Consider the following 16,584-nt stretch of genomic DNA (forward strand, 5'->3'; position numbering starts at 1 on the left):
TCGCCTACTTTCCGGCCGGGGCCACGGTGTCAAGGTTGGACAAGAAGTTGTCAATCGTCGACGAGTTACGAACGTCGTCGGAGAGCTGCTCGCCCAGAAGGCGCTCAGCCAGATTGATGGAGTTCTGGCCCATTTCCTTGCGCAGCTCTGCGACTACCTGCTCACGCTGGGCAGCGAGCTGCTTTTCACCGGACTCGATGATTCGTGCGCTCTCGTCATTGGCCTTGGTCGTAGCGTCTGCAATGATGCGCTGACCCTGTGCACGGGCTTCATCGCGAATCTTTGCTGCTTCAGTACGGGCCTCTGCGAGCTGACTGTTGTACTTTTCCAGAGCGGCCTTCGCCTCGGCCTGTGCAGCCTCAGCGCGCTCAATGCCGCCCTCAATCCGGTCCTCCCGCTCGGTCAGGACCTCCTGGAACTTCGGAAGAACGAGCTTCCAGAAGAGAACCAGGATAACTACCAGCGGGACAACGGACCAGACGATGTCATAGGTCTTTGGCAGCAGCGGGTCAACGGACTCTCCCATCGGGAGGTCACCCGCCGCTAGCAAAAAGGTGAAATCTGTCATGGTTTACGTGTTCTCCGCTTGAAGGTCCGGACTTAGAAAACGAAGCCTGCGACCAGGCCGATCAGGGCGAGAGCCTCAGTGAAGGCGATACCCAGGAACATGGTGGTACGCAGCTGGCCGGCCATCTCTGGCTGGCGTGCCATACCCTCAACGGTCTTGCCGGCGACGATACCGATACCGAGGCCCGGGCCCAGGGTGGACAGACCGTAACCGATGGTCTTCAGGCCAGCGTTGGTGTCGACAGCCTGGACAGCGTCCTGGGCGGAGAGGATGACGTCGTTCATTATGAACCGTTCCCTTTCTTAAAGGATGGCCCCGGAATAAAGATTGTTCTAAGTAGGCCCGGGGCTTTGTGGGTCAAGTGGGTCTTGCTATTAAATTGGCGAGGCCTTGTTGCCGAATGTGCGGCCTCATTAGTTATGGGTTAGTGCTCGTCTGCGTGCAGCGACAGTTCGATGTAGACGGCGCTCAGCAGGGCAAAGATGTATGCCTGCAGGAAAATCACCAGCATCTCGAACAGCGTGAATGCTACCGCAGCGACAAGGGTTAACCCGGACAGGGCGGTCCAACCATTCAGCTGCCAGAAGAAGAAGTTCGTGGCACCGAAAAGCAGGACTAGAACCATGTGGCCCGCCAGCATGTTGGCCATCAGACGGATGGTCAGCGTAACTGGGCGGAGAACGAAGTTGGAGAAAATCTCGATCGGCACCACGATGAGGTGGAGTACCGGTGGCAAGTTCGGAATAACAACTGCCGACTTCACAAACTTGAAGAAGCCCATCTTCTTCGAGCCTGCGTAAATGAAGGCAACGTATGCGAACAGGGCCAGAACCAGTGGCATACCGATTCGGGCGTTCGGCGAAATATTGAGGCCAGGAATAATAGCCGCAATATTCATCGAGATAACAAGGAAGAAGATGGTGGCCAGAACCGGAAGGAAACGACGCCCCTCCTTCTTACCCAGAATCTCCTCCGCGATGTGGATGCGGACGAAGTCCAGCATCAACTCCGCAACGTTCTGCAGACCAGTCGGCACGAGCTTCGGACGACGCATTGCGACGACGAAGAACACGGCGACGATCACGGCCATCAAAAGACGAACAATCATCAGACGGTCCATGGCGTACCAGTCGCCACTGCCACCTAAAATGAAGTCGCCAAATTGTTCACCCGGGAAATACTCCTCCTGCAAGTTGGGTGAGTGAAACTCACCCCGCATCTCGGCAAGTGTTGTAACGCTCAGCGTTCTCTCCCGTGATTGGGCCGCTAGAACTATTGTCAAGCGGTGCGAAGGACGTCATTTAACGTGTCGCGCCGCGGATTCCATTCGCTCATCAGCACGGCGCTCACGGGGACCGTACCTGTGGAAATGATAGTTATTTCGATACAGGCCGTCTTACCCGAAACTCAGGATAACAGTTCTGACTCATTTTCCCCACCCGGTACACCCCCGTGTTTCCGACCCCGAAACCAACAAAGAGGCCGACGCCCCCTGTGGGTTTCGGCCTCTATTTGTGGCATCTTCTGCACAAACTCGGCAATATGCTTATTACCTGCGGTTTTAGAAGCGCATTACAGCCTCTCAGCAGGTCAACAAGTTATTAACGAGCTATTCGTCCTTCATTGGTTGCACATAAGTGAGGTTAGATTGCGACATTCCCCACACTTCTGCGCCCAGCGTCACCATCAGCGTAAGTACAACAGTGACGAAGAAAGTCATATTGTCATAAAACTCAAGATTTCTAATAACGACCAAGACACCAATTAGTACCACAATCTTCAACAGCCAGCCCCCCAGCACAACAGCGAGCGTGACAGACGGGGAAGTTCGAGCAGTAAAGAGGATGCCTAGAACGGTAAGCAATACGAAGGTTCCGCTAATGCCCGCGCCAAGGAGTACGCCCCAAACGCCGGGCATACCGTTTTTTCCACCCCAGACCAGCAGCGAAAGCACGGTAATCACAGCGAGCGCAATTGCGCCCGAGCGAGCAGCAGCCAGCAGCGGTCGCCGCGAATCGTCGTATTTAGACTCGGGCTCCGGAGTTGTTTTTTCAGTCACGGTCGAAGATTGTACCTTCTGCGTCCACGCCGACGTCCCATAACCTGCCGGCCCCCACTTCCCCTTCTGGGACGCGCTCCGCTTGAACGGTCGTCGGCAAGCGCATTGCGACGGCGGAGGGTGAAGATAACCGCGACAATGAGCAGGAACCCGAAGGTGAGAGCAACGAATTCGAAGGGGAAAACGGTGGTGGCAACGGCGGCGTACGCGACGACCGACACCCATAGGTAGAGCACCAATACCACGCGGCGATGACTGTGTCCCATCGACAGTAGGCGGTGGTGAATATGCATTTTGTCCGGCGAGAAGGGTGACTTGCCCTGGCTAACGCGGCGAACAACAGCCAGCAGCAAGTCGAGCATTGGCACACTAATTGCGGCGATGACGACCACAATCGGCGAAATCAGCGCGATGACGTCGGCAGTGCCGTACATGGAGGGTGCGATGCGTCCTGACGCCGACACCGATGCCGCTGCGAGCAGCAGTCCAATCATCATGGCGCCGGAATCGCCCATAAAGATACGTGCGGGTTCGAAGTTGTGCGGCAAGAAGCCCAGGCAAGCGCCAAGGAGACACGCGGAAATCATCGCGGGCGGATAGGCGGAGACGGTGCCGCCCTGGTCGTGGAGCATGACCATCGAATAGACAAGGATCGCCGCCGCGGCAATCATGCCGAGCCCCGCCGCAAGTCCATCGATGCCGTCAACAAAGTTGAAGGCATTAATCAGCGCCACAGTAAAGAGAACAGTCAAGACTGTGGACATGATTGGGTCGAGAATAAGTGTGGCACCACCGCTAAATGGGATATAGAGCAAATACCAGTTGACACCCATAAATGACATCAAAAGTGCCGCCGCAACCTGCCCTATAAGTTTAGTGATGGCATCTAGGTCAAAGAGATCATCCCAAATACCGACAATCAGCAATAGCGACGCAGCCGCCACAACTGCCCTCATATCTGGAGTCATGGGCGGAAAACCACGGGTGAGAGCCGGCATCACCGAGGCAAGGGCGATAGCTGCGACCACCCCGGAGTACATCGCCACGCCTCCGAGCCTGGGCTTCGGAATATCGTGGACATCGCGCGTGCGGGGCGCATCCAACCAGCCCGAGCGGACCAGTACATAACGCACTACTCCAGTGAGCAAATAACTGACAGCAGCGGAAACTAAAACGAGCATGGCGAGCTCGCGGATGGGCACACCTGCCCCACCCGACTGGGCTGCCAATAAGCTCATGTCCGCCACTAGGTACTACTCACCCACACAATCGCCGCAGATACTAAACAGGAAAGACTTTAGGTAGCCAAGATTACTGCCCCAGCAGTCGCTCGGGCGTCGTACTCAAAACCTCGGCAACCGCCGCAGCCGACACAGCGCCTTCGCGCAGAATCCTCGGCACCGGAGTCGAGATATCGACAATCGTCGATGGGGTGCCAATCGTGGCTTCGCCGCCGTCGACGTAGACAGCCGCTTCCCCACCGAGCATCTGCTTGGCACGCACGGCATTGGTGGCCGGTGCCTGGCCGGAGATATTCGCGCTGGATACCGCCATCGGACCGGTTCGGCGCAGAATCTCGATGGCGATTGGGTGCAGCGGCATGCGCAGCATGACCGTACCCGCGGTATCACCAAGGTTCCACGGCAAGCTCGGCGCCTGGTTCACAACCAGCGAAAGGCCACCCGGCCAGAAAGCCTCCACCAGCGTGCGAGCAGCTGGTGAGTATTCGCGGACGAGCCCCTCAATCGTGCTCCAGGAACCCACCAGCACCGGCACCGGCATATCTGGGCCGCGGTGTTTAGCACGCAGCAAGGAGGCAACGGCCTGGTTATCAAAGGCATCGCAGCCAAGGCCGTAGACGGTATCGGTAGGCATTACGACCAGCCGTCCTGCCTTCACAGCATCTACTGCTGCTGCAATTGCGCGTTCGCGGTTTTCATCTGTGCTGCAGTCCATAATCCTGCTCATCAGATTTTTGCTCCTGCTTCAAAGTTTGCTTTTAAGATCAATTCTTGCGCCCCACCGTAAAACGATCACGGCCTGCAAAGTCACGGCGGACCTCTACATCAGCGTAATCCCAGGTTTCCTTCAGCAGTGAACTGACATCACTGCCCGAAGAGTCATCGTGCTCAATGCCGATGACTCCACCCGGCCGCACCAGCGCATCCACTAGGTTAATCATAGGTCGAATGACATCTAGCCCATCGTCGCCGCCAAAGACCGCAGAGTGCGGATCAGCTCTCACCTCGGGGTCAACCTCCGTGTCTTCGGGCACATATGGAGGGTTGGACACAACAATGTCGGTCTCGCCTACCCAATCTGCGAGCTCACCGCCATCATCAATCAGCTGAACATCCGTGACATCGCCAGCAACTAGGTGCACACGTCCATTGCCGTACGTCTCGATGTTCTTCGCAGCCCACGCCCGTGCCCGCTCAGAGAGCTCTACAGCCACCACGTCCGCTTCGGATACGGCGTCGGCAATCGCCAACGCCAGCGCCCCAGATCCGGTACACAGGTCAACGATTTTCGGCTTGACGACGCCACTTGCGACCAGTTCACGGGCTCGATCGATTGCCCACTGCGCAAGCAGTTCCGTCTCTGGCCGGGGCACAAAAACACCGGGCCCAACCTGTAGTTCCAGGCTCATCACCGGCGCTGTACCGATGATGTGCTGCAGTGGCTCACGAGCCACTCTGCGGGCCAGCATCTCTGCCAAATGCTTGCGACCGGCCTCATCGGTGTACGGTTCGTCTCCGCGGAAGATGATGTCTGCCGGTCCCGCATTGACTGCGGCTGCAAATAGCGCCCGTGCGTCGGCATCCGGAGAAGCCAGCGCCGCGTCGTCAAGCGTGCGACGCGCATAGCGAAACAGCTCGCCGAGAGTACGGACGGAATCCGGTAACGTCGGCGAGCTATTTTCTGCGGGCGTGGGACTACTCGGCTTCAAGACGCTCAGCGCGCTCCGCGTCGTGGAGGGCCTTGAGCAGGTCATCCATGTCGCCGCCCAGCACCGAGTCCAGGTTATGAGCCTTGTAACCGATGCGATGATCGGAAACGCGGTTCTCCGGGAAGTTATAAGTGCGGATGCGCTCGGAGCGATCCATGTTGCGCACCTGAGACTTACGCTGGTCAGAGGCGGCCTCGGCCATCTCCTCCTCCTTCATCTGCTGCAGTCGAGCAGCAAGGACCTGCATAGCGCGAGCCTTGTTCTGAATCTGAGAGCGTTCCTTCTGACAGGTAACAACCAAACCAGTCGGCAGGTGCGTCAGACGAACCGCGGAGTCAGTGGTGTTAACACCCTGACCACCCTTACCAGAGGAGCGGTAGACGTCGACACGCAGATCCTTCTCATCAATCTGAATGTCCTCGACCTCGTCGGGCTCCGGGTAGACCAGCACACCAGCGGCGGAGGTCTGGATACGGCCCTGTGATTCGGTGACCGGCACGCGCTGCACGCGGTGAACGCCACCTTCGAACTTGAACACGCTCCACGCGCCGTCGCGGGACGGAGTCTTGGCACGGATGGACATGGTCATGTCCTTTACACCGCCGAGATCGGACTCGGACAGGCCGAGGATTTCGGTGGTGAAGCCGTGCTTTTCAGCGTAGCGCTGGTACATGCGTGCGAGCTCACCTGCGAAGAGAGCCGCCTCCTCACCGCCGGCACCGGACTTGAGCTCCATCACGATGTCATCGCTGTCGTGCGGATCGCGCGGAGCCAGCAGGTCAGCGAGCTTCTCCTCAAGTTCTTCGGCCTCAACAGCGAGACGTTCAGCCTCAGCTGCGAACTCGGAGTCCTCGTAGGCCATCTCGCGCGCTGCCTCCAGGTCATCCTGGACTTCAGTCAGCTTCTTGTGAGTCTGAATGACCGGCTGCAACTCATTGAAGCGCTTGCCGACCTTACGGGCAGCCTTCGGGTCGTTGTGCAGTTCGGGGTCAGCCAGCTGAGCCTCGAGCCCGTGGTATTCAGAGAGGATGTCGTCAACTGCGGAAACCTGATTAGCCATTGAATACTCCTTCAGATTGTGATGGGTGAAATGCTGGTTGGTGCTGTGGTTTCGGACGGGGTGGCGCTGTCGCACCGCTGGCACTGTGGCACCGCCCCTTGTGGCTAACCCCAGCTAAAGCATGTCATCCACATCAACGTCGGCGGCCATTGGTGCAGAAGAAGCCACCTGCATCAGGAATTCCTTGTTATTTCGGGTCTTCTTCAGCTGCTTAATCAACAGGTCGATAGCAGCCTGCGACTCCAGCGCAGAGAGGATGCGACGCAGCTTGTGCATAATGCGTGCCTCCTCGGTGCTGAGCAGCAGCTCATCCTTACGAGTACCCGACGGGTTGACATCCACTGCCGGGAACACGCGGCGCTCGGAGATTTTACGGTCGAGCTTCAGCTCGGCGTTACCGGTGCCCTTGAACTCCTCGAAGATAACGGTGTCACCTGCGGAACCGGTCTCCACCATCGCGGTGGCGATGATGGTGAGGCTGCCACCTTCTTCGATGTTTCGAGCAGCACCCAAGAAGCGCTTCGGTGGGTACAGAGCGTTGGAGTCGACACCACCGGAGAGGATTCGTCCCGATGCCGGCGAAGAGTTGTTGTACGCACGTCCAAGGCGGGTAATGGAGTCCAGCAGTACGACGACGTCCTGCCCCTGTTCCACCAGACGCTTTGCGCGCTCGATAGCCAACTCGGCCACTGCTGTGTGATCTGACGGCGGGCGATCGAAGGTGGAGGCAATGACCTCGCCACGGACACTGCGCTGCATGTCGGTGACTTCCTCCGGGCGCTCGTCGACAAGCACGACCATCATGTAGCACTCGGGGTTGTTAGTCGCGATAGCGTTCGCGATGTTCTGCAGAATCGTGGTCTTACCAGCCTTTGGCGGCGAAACGATGAGCGCACGCTGCCCCTTACCAATCGGCATAATCAGGTCGATGACGCGAGTGGTGAGGATCTTCTGCTCGGTCTCCAGACGCAGACGACGGTTCGGGTACAGCGGAGTGAGCTTAGCGAAGTTCGGGCGCTGCTTTGCCTGCTCCGGATCGAGGCCGTTTACGGTTTCGACCTTGACCAACGGATTGTACTTGCGGCGATTACGGCCGTTGCCATGAGTGACCTGGCCCGAGCCATTCTCCCGCGGCATGCGGACTTGACCGGTGACGGCATCGCCCTTGCGCAGGCCGTACTTACGAACCATTTGCGCGGACACCAGCACATCGTTAGAGCCCGGCAGGTAGCCAGACGTGCGCACGAATGCGGTCTTGTTATCTAGCACATCGACGATGCCCGCCACCGGCTGGAGCACGTCATCCTCGCGGATCTCATCCTGACCGCCGTGTCCCCCACCGTTGTTATCGCGTCCGCGACGGTCGCGGCGATTGCGACGGTTACGTCGGTTACGGTTGCCACGACCTTCATCGTCATGGTTGTTGCGGTCGTTATTTCGATTGTTGTTGCGACCACGACGGTTGTTACGGTTGCCACGACCGTCATCGTCGTTGTCTCGATCGTGGTTGTTGCGATCGTTGCGGTTATTGCGGTCGTTGCGATCACCGCGATCATTACGATCGTTGCGGTTGTCCTTACGATCACCGCGATCACCGCGATCATTACGATTGTCGTTACGCTCACCGCGGTCGTTGCCGTTATCGGAATCGTCGCGGCTATCGTCCTGATTCTCCTGCTCGCGCTGACGAGCACGGTTACGACGATTTCGACGCTGCTGAGAGCGGGACATCTCCTCGCGACCATCCGCGTTGGCGTCGTCACGCTTGTCGTTGCCCTTGTCGCTCTTGTCGGCGCTCTTGCTGGAATCCCTGTCCGCGCTTTCCGACGGCGATTCCTTGGCATCCTTCACCTTGGAGCCGGTATCCGCAGCCCCAGCCGCAGCCTTCTTCGCGCGGGATTTCCGAGCAGGCGCGGAACCAGCAGCCGGGGCACCATTCTTGATGGCCTCAATCAGCTCATGCTTGCGCATGGCGGAGATGCCGCGAATGCCCTTGCTGGAAGCGATTTCACGCAGTTCTGCCATTCGGAGGGCCGCAAGATTCTCTGGGCCGCCTGCCGTGGCAGTGGTGTCCGTATCGGTCACGGATGTCCTTTCATCGACCTTCCCTGCAGTCACTCCCTACAGGGGCTATGTCATTGACACTTTTTCGTTCTTACTGCCCGCCACCGCGTGTGCTCCGTCGTCGAACCTTTACCACGGGCGGAAAAATATCCGCAGCTAGCGGGAAATTATCGAAAAAGCCAGGCAAAAGGCCTCGACGTTGAAACTAAACCGAGGCATCTTGCCTACATTATTTCCGCATCTCAAACCTGAGCGTCCAGGTTGAAGATAGTTAGGAAATTTTAGGTCCACAGCACCGCAAGACTATGTAGTCGCACTACTGATTTATGTGTTTTCAATGTCACGTTGCACCATCGCGTTGTGTGAGCAACAGCGAAGGTCAACGGCATGCGGAGTACATGAAGAAGTACGTATCTAACCGCGTATTGAAAACGACCTATTGCCCAAGGATAGTCACCAAATAGTCAGGTAGCAACACTAGTTCTCACCTGCGTTTCGCTAGGTCGCGCGGCTGCGAGTCGGTACTGTAGAGCTCATGCGCAGTACGATGCCTCATATTCCTCTCAATATCGCTCAGATTGTGGAATACGGTCGCACCATTCACGGTCGGACTCCGGTGACCTCCTGGAACAGTGACGGACCCGAGACCACCACTTTTGCCGCCATCGCCGCGCGCGCAAGTGCGCTCGCACATGCACTTCGCGATGAGCTCGGTATCGACGGCGACCAACGCATCGCTACCCTGATGTACAACTGCGCCGAACACTTCGAGGTCTTCCTCGGCGTTGCCTCCATGGGCGCAGTATTCCAGCCGCTGAACAAACAGCTCATGCCGGATCAGATTGTGCACATTATCAATCACGCCGATGACCAGGTCATTATCGCAGACCAGACCGAGATTGAACTGCTCGCCGAAGTTCTTCCGCACTGCCCGCGCGTCCGCGCTGTCATCATTATCGGTATCGGAGATCTGTCCGACGTGGCCGAGCATCTGCCAGATGGCATCCCGTGGTACTCCTACGAATCACTCATCGACGGGCGCCCTAGCCGCTTCGACTGGCCTGAGCTCGACGAAAACTCCGGCGCAGCCATGTGCTACTCGACGGGTACCGAGGGCGCACCTAAAGGTGTCGTCTACAGCCACCGCTCGCTGTACTTGCACAGCCTGAATATGCGCACCACTGACTCCTTTGCAATTTCGCACGGAAACCCGTGGCTGTGCTGTGTGCCCATTTATCACGTCCTGTCCTGGGGCGTGCCGCTGGCCTCCTTCATGTGCGGGGCATCGCTGATTTTCCCCGGCGCGGACCTCTCCGCGCCGCGTCTGGCAGAAATCATCGAAACCTCAATGCCACGCGTAGCTCAGGGCGTGCCGACGCTGTGGATTAACCTCATGGCGCACTACCTCAGCAATCCTCCGAAGCGCATGAGTCTCCAAGAGATTTTCTCGGGCGGGTCCCCTGTTCCACCTGCGCTGATTCGACTATGGGAAGAGCGTTACGGTGTCGACGTCATCCACTTCTGGGGTATGACCGAGACTTCGCCTATCGGTACCGTGGCACGCCCTCCGTACGGCGCCTCCGGTGAGGCCCGCGAACGATACCGTGTCAGCCAAGGGCGTTTCCCGGACCTCATGCAATTCCGCATTGTTGATGACAACGACCGCGTGCTCGACCTGCATGACCGCAACCAGGGGGAGCTGCAGGTGCGCGGCAACACGGTCACCGGAGGCTACTACAGCTCTCCGGAGGCTCAAGCTGGAGGCACCGCTCACTTCTTCCGCGGTGCGGAGGTCGACGAGGCTAGCGAACAGTTCACCGAGGACGGCTGGCTACGCACTGGCGATGTCGGCTCGATTACGCACGACGGCTACCTGACTATTCATGATCGTGCTCGCGATGTCATTCGCTCTGGTGGCGAGTGGATCTACTCCGCCCAGCTGGAGAACTTCGTAATGGAAAGCACACAGGTACTCGAGTGCGCGATTATCGGCATGCCAGATAAAAAGTGGGGTGAGCGCCCGCTGGCAATTACGGTGCTGATGCCGGAAGTTGAACCGAGCAAAGAGACCGCGGAAATGCTCCGCGATGAGCTGCGGCCAAAGCTGCCGAAGTGGATGCTGCCGGAATACTGGGCCTTCGTGGACTCAATCGATAAGACCTCAGTGGGCAAGTTCGACAAGAAAGACCTGCGCTCGCACTTGAGCGCAGGCCAGTACAGCATCGTGAAACTGAAAGGGCCGGGCGAAAAGTAGGTGGCAGGCTAAGCCACCGGCTCGGCAGCTGTCCGCAGTAACGGCTTAGCCGTCGACAACGACCTTAACCGGCTCGCCGATTCCCAGCTCCATGACCTTGATGCCAGCCTCGCGGGCATCGTCCAAGATCTTCTCATCCACTGCAGTAGTTCCCAGAACCATACAGGTCGGGCCAGCGCCCGAGAGGAATGCCGCGTAGCCACGGTTGCGCAGGCGGTTGACCCACTCTGCGGTCACCGGCAGCACGTCGGAGCGGTACGGCTGGTGCAGGCGATCTCGCGTTCCCTCCCACAGCAGTTCTGGGTGGGACTGCAGCGCTGCGGTCATAACCGCAGTACGGGAGACATTGAAACGAGCGTCGACATGCGAAACATCGCTCGGCAGCACCTGACGGACCGCATTCGTGGAGGCGTGAAATGCCGGTACGAGTGCAGTCGCCTGAATGGATTCATGCACCGGAATGCTCACTGCTCGGTACTGAGGTGCAGTGCGACCATCGACAGGCTTGTCAGTCCAGCTGACCACTGCTCCGCCGAGGACGGATGCGCCAGCGTTATCCGGGTGGCCCTCGAAGACCGAGGATTCCTGGATTACCTGGTCGTCGGTAAGCGGGAAGCCGGCCAGACCGTTAGCTGCAGCGACACCAGCGACGGCGGCTGCTGCGGAAGAGCCTAGGCCGCGCGACTGCGGAATGGTGTTATGGCAAATAACCTTCAGCCCCGGTGCCTCGACACCTGCGGCGCGAAGGCCCGCGCGAATCGCGCGCACTACCAGATTAGATTCGTTGCGCGGCAGGTCGACTTCGCCCTCACCGTGAATCTCAACGACGACACCCGATTCGATGACCTCGACCTCGACAATGTCGTAGAGCGCGACGGCCAACCCCAGGGTGTCGAAGCCCGGGCCCAAGTTCGCTGACGAACCTGCAACCGTGACAGTGACCTTCTGCCCCGGGAAAAGCTCCTGTGCCATTTAGATATCCATTCCTTCGATACGAATGACGTTGTTGACGGCCAAAACCGCGTCGTTGGCGCGCAATTCGTCGACCGTTGCTTCCAAATCCTTCTCCAGCGCCTTGTGAGTCACGATGACCAGGCGAGCACCGTTGGCGCCCTCTTCCTGGCGGACGGTGCGCAGGGAGATGTTGTGATCAGAGAAGGTGCGAGCGACATCGGCAAGCACTCCGACGCGATCGTCGACGTGCAGGTCGATGTGGTAGCGGGTGCGAACGTCACCGAAGTCGAGGATCGGCAGGTTAGCGTAGGTGGAATCCCCCGGTGCGCGACCACCGTGGACAATGTTGCGAGCGGCGGCAACAAGGTCACCGAGCACTGCGGAGGCGGTCGGGTTACCACCAGCGCCGTTGCCGTAGAACATCAGACGACCAGCGGCCTCAGCCTCGATAAAGACAGCGTTGAAGGACTCACGCACAGTTGCCAGCGGGTGACGACGTGGAATCAGCGCTGGGTACACACGGGCGGAAATGGACTCCTTGCCATTCTCGTCCATTACTCGCTCACAGGTAGCCAGCAGCTTAATGGTGCAGTCTGCGCTCTTGGCGGCTGCGATGTCGTCAGCGGTGATCCCGGTAATGCCCTCGCAGTGAACGTCATCGGCAGTCACGCGGGTGTGGAATGCCAGGCTGGCCAGAATAGCTGCCTTGGAAGCGGCATCGTGGCCCTCGACGTCTGCAGTCGGGTCGGCCTCGGCATAACCCAGGCGGGTGGCCTCTGCCAGCATCTCGTCGTAGTCCGCACCGGTGGAGTCCATCGCATCAAGGATGAAGTTGGTGGTGCCGTTGACAATGCCCATGACCGTATTGACAGTGTCACCGGCCAGCGAACGGCGCAGCGGGCCGACGACCGGAATAGCTGCAGCCACAGCAGCCTCAAAGAAAAGGTCGACGCCTGAGGAATCGGCAGCCTCAGAGAGCTCTTCGCCGTGAGCTGCGACAAGTGCCTTATTGGCGGTCACGACCGACTTGCCCGCACGCAGTGCCTCCAGCACAACGCGACGTGGGTAATCAATGCCACCGATGACCTCGACTACCAGGTCAACGTCATCGCGCTGGACCAGCGAAAAAGCATCGTCGGTAAGAAGATCCTGATCCACATTCGGACGCGGCTTGGTCTTGTCGCTCACAGCAATACCAACGACCTCGACCGGGCCGCCGATGCGGCGCTCGAAGTCCTCAGCCTTCTCGTTGAGCAGGCGGTAAACCTCAGTACCGACTGTGCCAAGACCTAAAATAGCGACACCAACTTTGTGGCCCTCGCCCTTTCCAGGATTATTCGTTGCGGCAGTCATCGTGGCGTTTCACACTCCAGGCTTAGTAAGTCTTGTACGGTTTCTCGTCTTAATATTTGGGTCACTTGACCATCGCATACCGACACTACTGGTGGTCGCGTCAGCATGTTGTAGCGGCTGGCCATTGCGTAACAGTATGCCCCAGTAGCAGCCAGCGCGAACAGATCACCCTCAACAATGTCGTCCGGGTAGTTCGCGTCATTAATCAGAATGTCTCCCGATTCACAGTGCTTTCCGACGACACGGGTGGGAATCCTGGAACCTGATACTTCGCGATTAACGACGCGACCATCATAGTTCGAGCCGTAAAGCGCCGGACGAATGTTGTCGCTCATTCCACCATCGACCGATACGTAACGACGGGTCATACCCTCATCGATGGTTACATCCTTCAAAGTGCCCACTTCGTACACCGTGACCATGGACGGGCCAACGATGGCACGACCTGGTTCAACAGCAACTGTCGGAGTTTCAATGCCGATACGCTGCGCAAGCTTGTCCACGGCAGTGAGGATCTCGTCGGCAAGTGGAGCAACGTCAAGGGGCTGCTCGCCTGCGGTGTATGCAATACCGAAACCGCCACCGAGGTCAAGGGTGTTGAAGTGTTTCGAGATTTCAGTGCCGTGGCGTTCGACGAGCTTTTCCACCAGCGAGAACACGCGCTCGGCCGCGAGAATGAAACCGTCGGAATCGACGATCTGGGAGCCGATGTGACAGTGCAGACCAATCAGGCGCAGATTGTCGTCCTCTTCTACGAGGTTGGCAGCTTCCAGCGCCGAACCGGACGCGAGGGAAAAGCCAAACTTCTGATCCTCGTGTGCGGTAGCGATGAACTCGTGGGTGTGTGCTTCCACACCGGGCTTCACGCGGACGAGCACGTCCTGCACCACGCCTGCTTCAGCCGCCACCTGGGACAGGCGACGCAGCTCCGAAGGGGAGTCAAGCACAATCTTGCCGACGCCAGCGGAGATAGCATCGCGCAGCTCTGCGGTGGACTTGTTATTGCCGTGGAAGGTCATGTCCTTGGCTGGGAAGCCCGCAGCAAGAGCGATAGCCATCTCGTTGCCCGAGGCGACATCGAGATGCAGCCCCTCCTCCATTACCCAACGGGCAATGGTCTTCGACAGGAAAGCCTTGGACGCGTAGTGGACATTCTCCGCGCCACGGAAGGCCTTGGCCATCGAGCGGCAGCGGGAGCGGAAGTCCTGCTCATCGACGACAAAAACCGGAGTGCCAAATTCTTTGGCAATGTCGACCAGGCTCACGCCGCCAATTTCCACTGAACCGGGATTCTCTTCGTCATCACCCCGACGACGGGCGGTAATTGGCCAGACATGCGCTGGTAGTTCATTAAATTGGGTGGAATCGGGCCGGGTGTAGCCACCCAGCTCGAAACCATTGCCGTCGATAGGCACGAAACAGCTCTCTTTCTCCGTTACCCGGGCGGAGCAACGGGGTGTAGTTTTACGGGCGCGTTCGACTACATGCGCTCAGGTGCGGTAACACCGAGCAGCTGCAGAGCATTGGCCAGCGTCTGGCGGGTAGCCTCAGCCAGGCCGAGACGAGCACGGTGCAGCTCGGATACCTCTTCGTCGGCCTTAGGCAGAATCTGGCAGGTATCGTAGAAGCGGTGGAAGACACCGGCGAGCTGCTCAGCGTAACGGGCAATGCGGTGTGGTTCCCGCAGGTCAGCAGCGGACTTGATGATCGCCGGAAATTCGCCGATAGTGCGGATGAGCTCACCTTCACGGTCCTCTACCAGCAGGGAGAAGTCGGCATCTTCGCTAGTCACACCAGCCTCTTCGGCACGGCGGCCGATTGAGCACAGACGAGCGTGGCCGTACTGGACGTAGTAGACCGGGTTATCGCTGGACTGCGAAGCCCACAGCCCCAGGTCAATATCCAGGCTGGAGTCCACGGAGGAACGGATTAGCGAGTAGCGAGCAGCATCGACACCGATTGCCTCAACCAGGTCGTCCAAGGTCACTACTGTGCCCGCGCGCTTGGACATCCGGACAGCCTTGCCGTCGCGAAGCAAGTTGACCATCTGGCCGATGAGCACCTCGACGCCGTCTGCGTTGTAGCCGAGCGCGGCAGCGGCGGCACGCAGACGTGCGATGTAGCCGTGGTGATCGGCACCCAGCATGTAAATGCACAGGTTGTGGCCGCGGTCGAACTTGTTCTTAACGTATGCGATGTCACCCGCAATGTAGGCTGCATCGCCGTCGGACTTGATGACCACGCGGTCCTTGTCGTCACCGTAATCGGTGGACTTCAGCCACCACGCGCCGTCAGCTTCGTAGAGTTTGCCGTTTTCCTTCAGGGAGTTGACAGCTGCTTCCACCTGACCGGACTCGAACAGCGAATTTTCGTGGAAGTAAACATCGAAATCAGTGCCGAACTCGTGCAGAGACTCCTTGATGTGCTCGAACATCATGTCCACACCGATGGCGCGGAAGTGCTCCTGGACCTCCTCCTCAGAGCCCTCGAGTGCCTGCGGGTTCTTCTCCAGCACAGCAGCAGCAATGTCCTGGATGTACTCTCCGCCGTAGCCATCCTCCGGGGTCGGCTGGTTCCGGGCGGCGGCAACCAGGGAGTCGGAGAAGCGGTCAATCTGGCGACCGTGGTCATTGAAGTAGTACTCGCGGGTGACCTTGGCGCCCGTGGCGGACAGGACACGACCGAGAGCGTCACCGACTGCTGCCCAGCGGGTACCACCCAGGTGGATCGGCCCGGTCGGATTTGCGGAGACAAACTCCAGGTTCACGTCGAGGTTGGAGTTGAAGTCGGCATGACCCCACTTCTCCCCCGCTGCCAAGACGTCCTCGACGATCTTGCCCTGGGCATCGGAGGCCAGGCGGATGTTAATAAAGCCCGGGCCTGCGATGGTTGCTTCATCAATACCTTCAGAAGCGCCGAGTGCTGTGGCAATTTCAGTTGCCAAGTCACGCGGCACCATACCGACACGCTTGCCCAGCTGCATGGCGATATTGGTTGCATAGTCGCCGTGCTCAGGGTTACGCGGACGCTCGACGGTCGGGTTTTCCGGCACGATAGAGACATCGGCATCGTGGGAAGTCAAAACCTCGACGGTGACTTTTCGGACTAGTACAGCAAGATCAGCAGGATTCACGATTGCCTATCCTATTAGGTCAATCGCAGTCGTGGAAACATCAGCCGCCAAAAGATTCATTTGAGGGGCATCTGCAGGTCGTGGAGTCCGACTGCAACTAGCCATTTTCACGATCCAGGCGAATTTGCGTTGAGAACAGATTTAATCCGGGCCTAGGCGTAGCATTCAGGTAGGAAATTATTGCCTTAT

At 58.5% G+C, this 16,584-nt stretch carries 14 protein-coding genes; 1 reads left to right on the forward strand and 13 read right to left on the reverse strand.

The window, feature by feature from the left end; all coding sequences use genetic code 11:
• Positions 1-4: 4 nt before the first annotated feature.
• The 9 genes from HMPREF2847_RS07900 to rho form a co-directional block, all read right to left on the reverse strand.
• The gene (locus HMPREF2847_RS07900; RefSeq protein WP_038628467.1) at positions 5-568 is read right to left on the reverse strand and encodes a F0F1 ATP synthase subunit B; all 564 of its coding nucleotides are present in this window, start codon (positions 566-568) and stop codon (positions 5-7) included.
• 32 nt (positions 569-600) lie between these two features.
• A complete protein-coding gene (locus tag HMPREF2847_RS07905) occupies positions 601-852 on the reverse strand; it encodes an ATP synthase F0 subunit C (protein ID WP_016422456.1) in 252 nt (83 codons plus the stop codon).
• A gap of 140 nt (positions 853-992) precedes the next feature.
• Positions 993-1,787, reverse strand: a complete 795-nt coding sequence (atpB, locus tag HMPREF2847_RS07910) for a F0F1 ATP synthase subunit A (RefSeq protein WP_016422455.1) — start codon at positions 1,785-1,787, stop codon at positions 993-995.
• Between the two features lie 390 nt (positions 1,788-2,177).
• Positions 2,178-2,627, reverse strand: coding sequence for a Cg1360 family ATP-synthase-associated protein (locus HMPREF2847_RS07915; protein ID WP_038628464.1), 450 nt, complete (start codon positions 2,625-2,627; stop codon positions 2,178-2,180).
• Positions 2,624-3,865, reverse strand: coding sequence for an MraY family glycosyltransferase (locus tag HMPREF2847_RS07920; protein WP_038629508.1), 1,242 nt, complete (start codon positions 3,863-3,865; stop codon positions 2,624-2,626). The genes HMPREF2847_RS07915 and HMPREF2847_RS07920 overlap by 4 nt, the downstream gene beginning before the upstream one ends.
• Before the next feature lie 73 nt (positions 3,866-3,938).
• On the reverse strand, positions 3,939-4,595 hold the full coding sequence (locus HMPREF2847_RS07925; protein ID WP_038628463.1) for an L-threonylcarbamoyladenylate synthase: 657 nt from the start codon (positions 4,593-4,595) through the stop codon (positions 3,939-3,941).
• A 37-nt stretch (positions 4,596-4,632) separates the two neighbouring features.
• A complete protein-coding gene (gene prmC, locus HMPREF2847_RS07930) occupies positions 4,633-5,577 on the reverse strand; it encodes a peptide chain release factor N(5)-glutamine methyltransferase (protein WP_070852052.1) in 945 nt (314 codons plus the stop codon).
• Positions 5,564-6,637 (reverse strand): peptide chain release factor 1, encoded by a 1,074-nt coding sequence (prfA, locus tag HMPREF2847_RS07935; protein WP_070852053.1) that lies wholly within the window; start codon positions 6,635-6,637, stop codon positions 5,564-5,566. Before prfA ends, prmC begins: the two co-directional genes overlap by 14 nt.
• A 114-nt stretch (positions 6,638-6,751) precedes the next feature.
• On the reverse strand, positions 6,752-8,722 hold the full coding sequence (gene rho, locus HMPREF2847_RS07940) for a transcription termination factor Rho (protein ID WP_070852054.1): 1,971 nt from the start codon (positions 8,720-8,722) through the stop codon (positions 6,752-6,754).
• A gap of 514 nt (positions 8,723-9,236) precedes the next feature.
• Here rho and HMPREF2847_RS07945 point away from each other — a divergent pair.
• The gene (locus tag HMPREF2847_RS07945; protein ID WP_070852055.1) at positions 9,237-10,955 is read left to right on the forward strand and encodes a long-chain fatty-acid--CoA ligase; all 1,719 of its coding nucleotides are present in this window, start codon (positions 9,237-9,239) and stop codon (positions 10,953-10,955) included.
• A gap of 45 nt (positions 10,956-11,000) precedes the next feature.
• Here the strand turns inward: HMPREF2847_RS07945 and thrB are convergent, their stop codons facing one another.
• From thrB to argS, 4 genes are all read right to left on the reverse strand, one after another.
• Complete coding sequence (gene thrB, locus HMPREF2847_RS07950) at positions 11,001-11,927, reverse strand: homoserine kinase (RefSeq protein WP_005509404.1); 927 nt, start codon at positions 11,925-11,927, stop codon at positions 11,001-11,003.
• Positions 11,928-13,262, reverse strand: coding sequence for a homoserine dehydrogenase (locus HMPREF2847_RS07955; RefSeq protein WP_048735223.1), 1,335 nt, complete (start codon positions 13,260-13,262; stop codon positions 11,928-11,930).
• The gene (gene lysA, locus HMPREF2847_RS07960) at positions 13,259-14,677 is read right to left on the reverse strand and encodes a diaminopimelate decarboxylase (RefSeq protein WP_070852056.1); all 1,419 of its coding nucleotides are present in this window, start codon (positions 14,675-14,677) and stop codon (positions 13,259-13,261) included. The genes HMPREF2847_RS07955 and lysA overlap by 4 nt, the downstream gene beginning before the upstream one ends.
• Before the next feature lie 65 nt (positions 14,678-14,742).
• On the reverse strand, positions 14,743-16,344 hold the full coding sequence (argS, locus tag HMPREF2847_RS07965) for an arginine--tRNA ligase (RefSeq protein ID WP_222866829.1): 1,602 nt from the start codon (positions 16,342-16,344) through the stop codon (positions 14,743-14,745).
• Positions 16,345-16,584 lie beyond the last annotated feature (240 nt).

This window comes from Corynebacterium sp. HMSC074C03 (genome assembly GCF_001838285.1).
Classification (GTDB): domain Bacteria; phylum Actinomycetota; class Actinomycetes; order Mycobacteriales; family Mycobacteriaceae; genus Corynebacterium; species Corynebacterium amycolatum.

Bases quoted from the DNA above. Each gene is read 5' to 3' on its own strand.
- HMPREF2847_RS07900 (WP_038628467.1), bottom strand. From the start codon at position 568: ATGACAGATTTCACCTTTTTGCTAGCGGCGGGTGACCTCCCGATGGGA.
- HMPREF2847_RS07905 (WP_016422456.1), bottom strand. From the start codon at position 852: ATGAACGACGTCATCCTCTCCGCCCAGGACGCTGTCCAGGCTGTCGAC.
- atpB (WP_016422455.1), bottom strand. From the start codon at position 1,787: ATGCGGGGTGAGTTTCACTCACCCAACTTGCAGGAGGAGTATTTCCCG.
- HMPREF2847_RS07920 (WP_038629508.1), bottom strand. From the start codon at position 3,865: ATGAGCTTATTGGCAGCCCAGTCGGGTGGGGCAGGTGTGCCCATCCGC.
- HMPREF2847_RS07925 (WP_038628463.1), bottom strand. From the start codon at position 4,595: ATGAGCAGGATTATGGACTGCAGCACAGATGAAAACCGCGAACGCGCA.
- prfA (WP_070852053.1), bottom strand. From the start codon at position 6,637: ATGGCTAATCAGGTTTCCGCAGTTGACGACATCCTCTCTGAATACCAC.
- HMPREF2847_RS07945 (WP_070852055.1), top strand. From the start codon at position 9,237: ATGCGCAGTACGATGCCTCATATTCCTCTCAATATCGCTCAGATTGTG.
- thrB (WP_005509404.1), bottom strand. From the start codon at position 11,927: ATGGCACAGGAGCTTTTCCCGGGGCAGAAGGTCACTGTCACGGTTGCA.
- HMPREF2847_RS07955 (WP_048735223.1), bottom strand. From the start codon at position 13,262: ATGACTGCCGCAACGAATAATCCTGGAAAGGGCGAGGGCCACAAAGTT.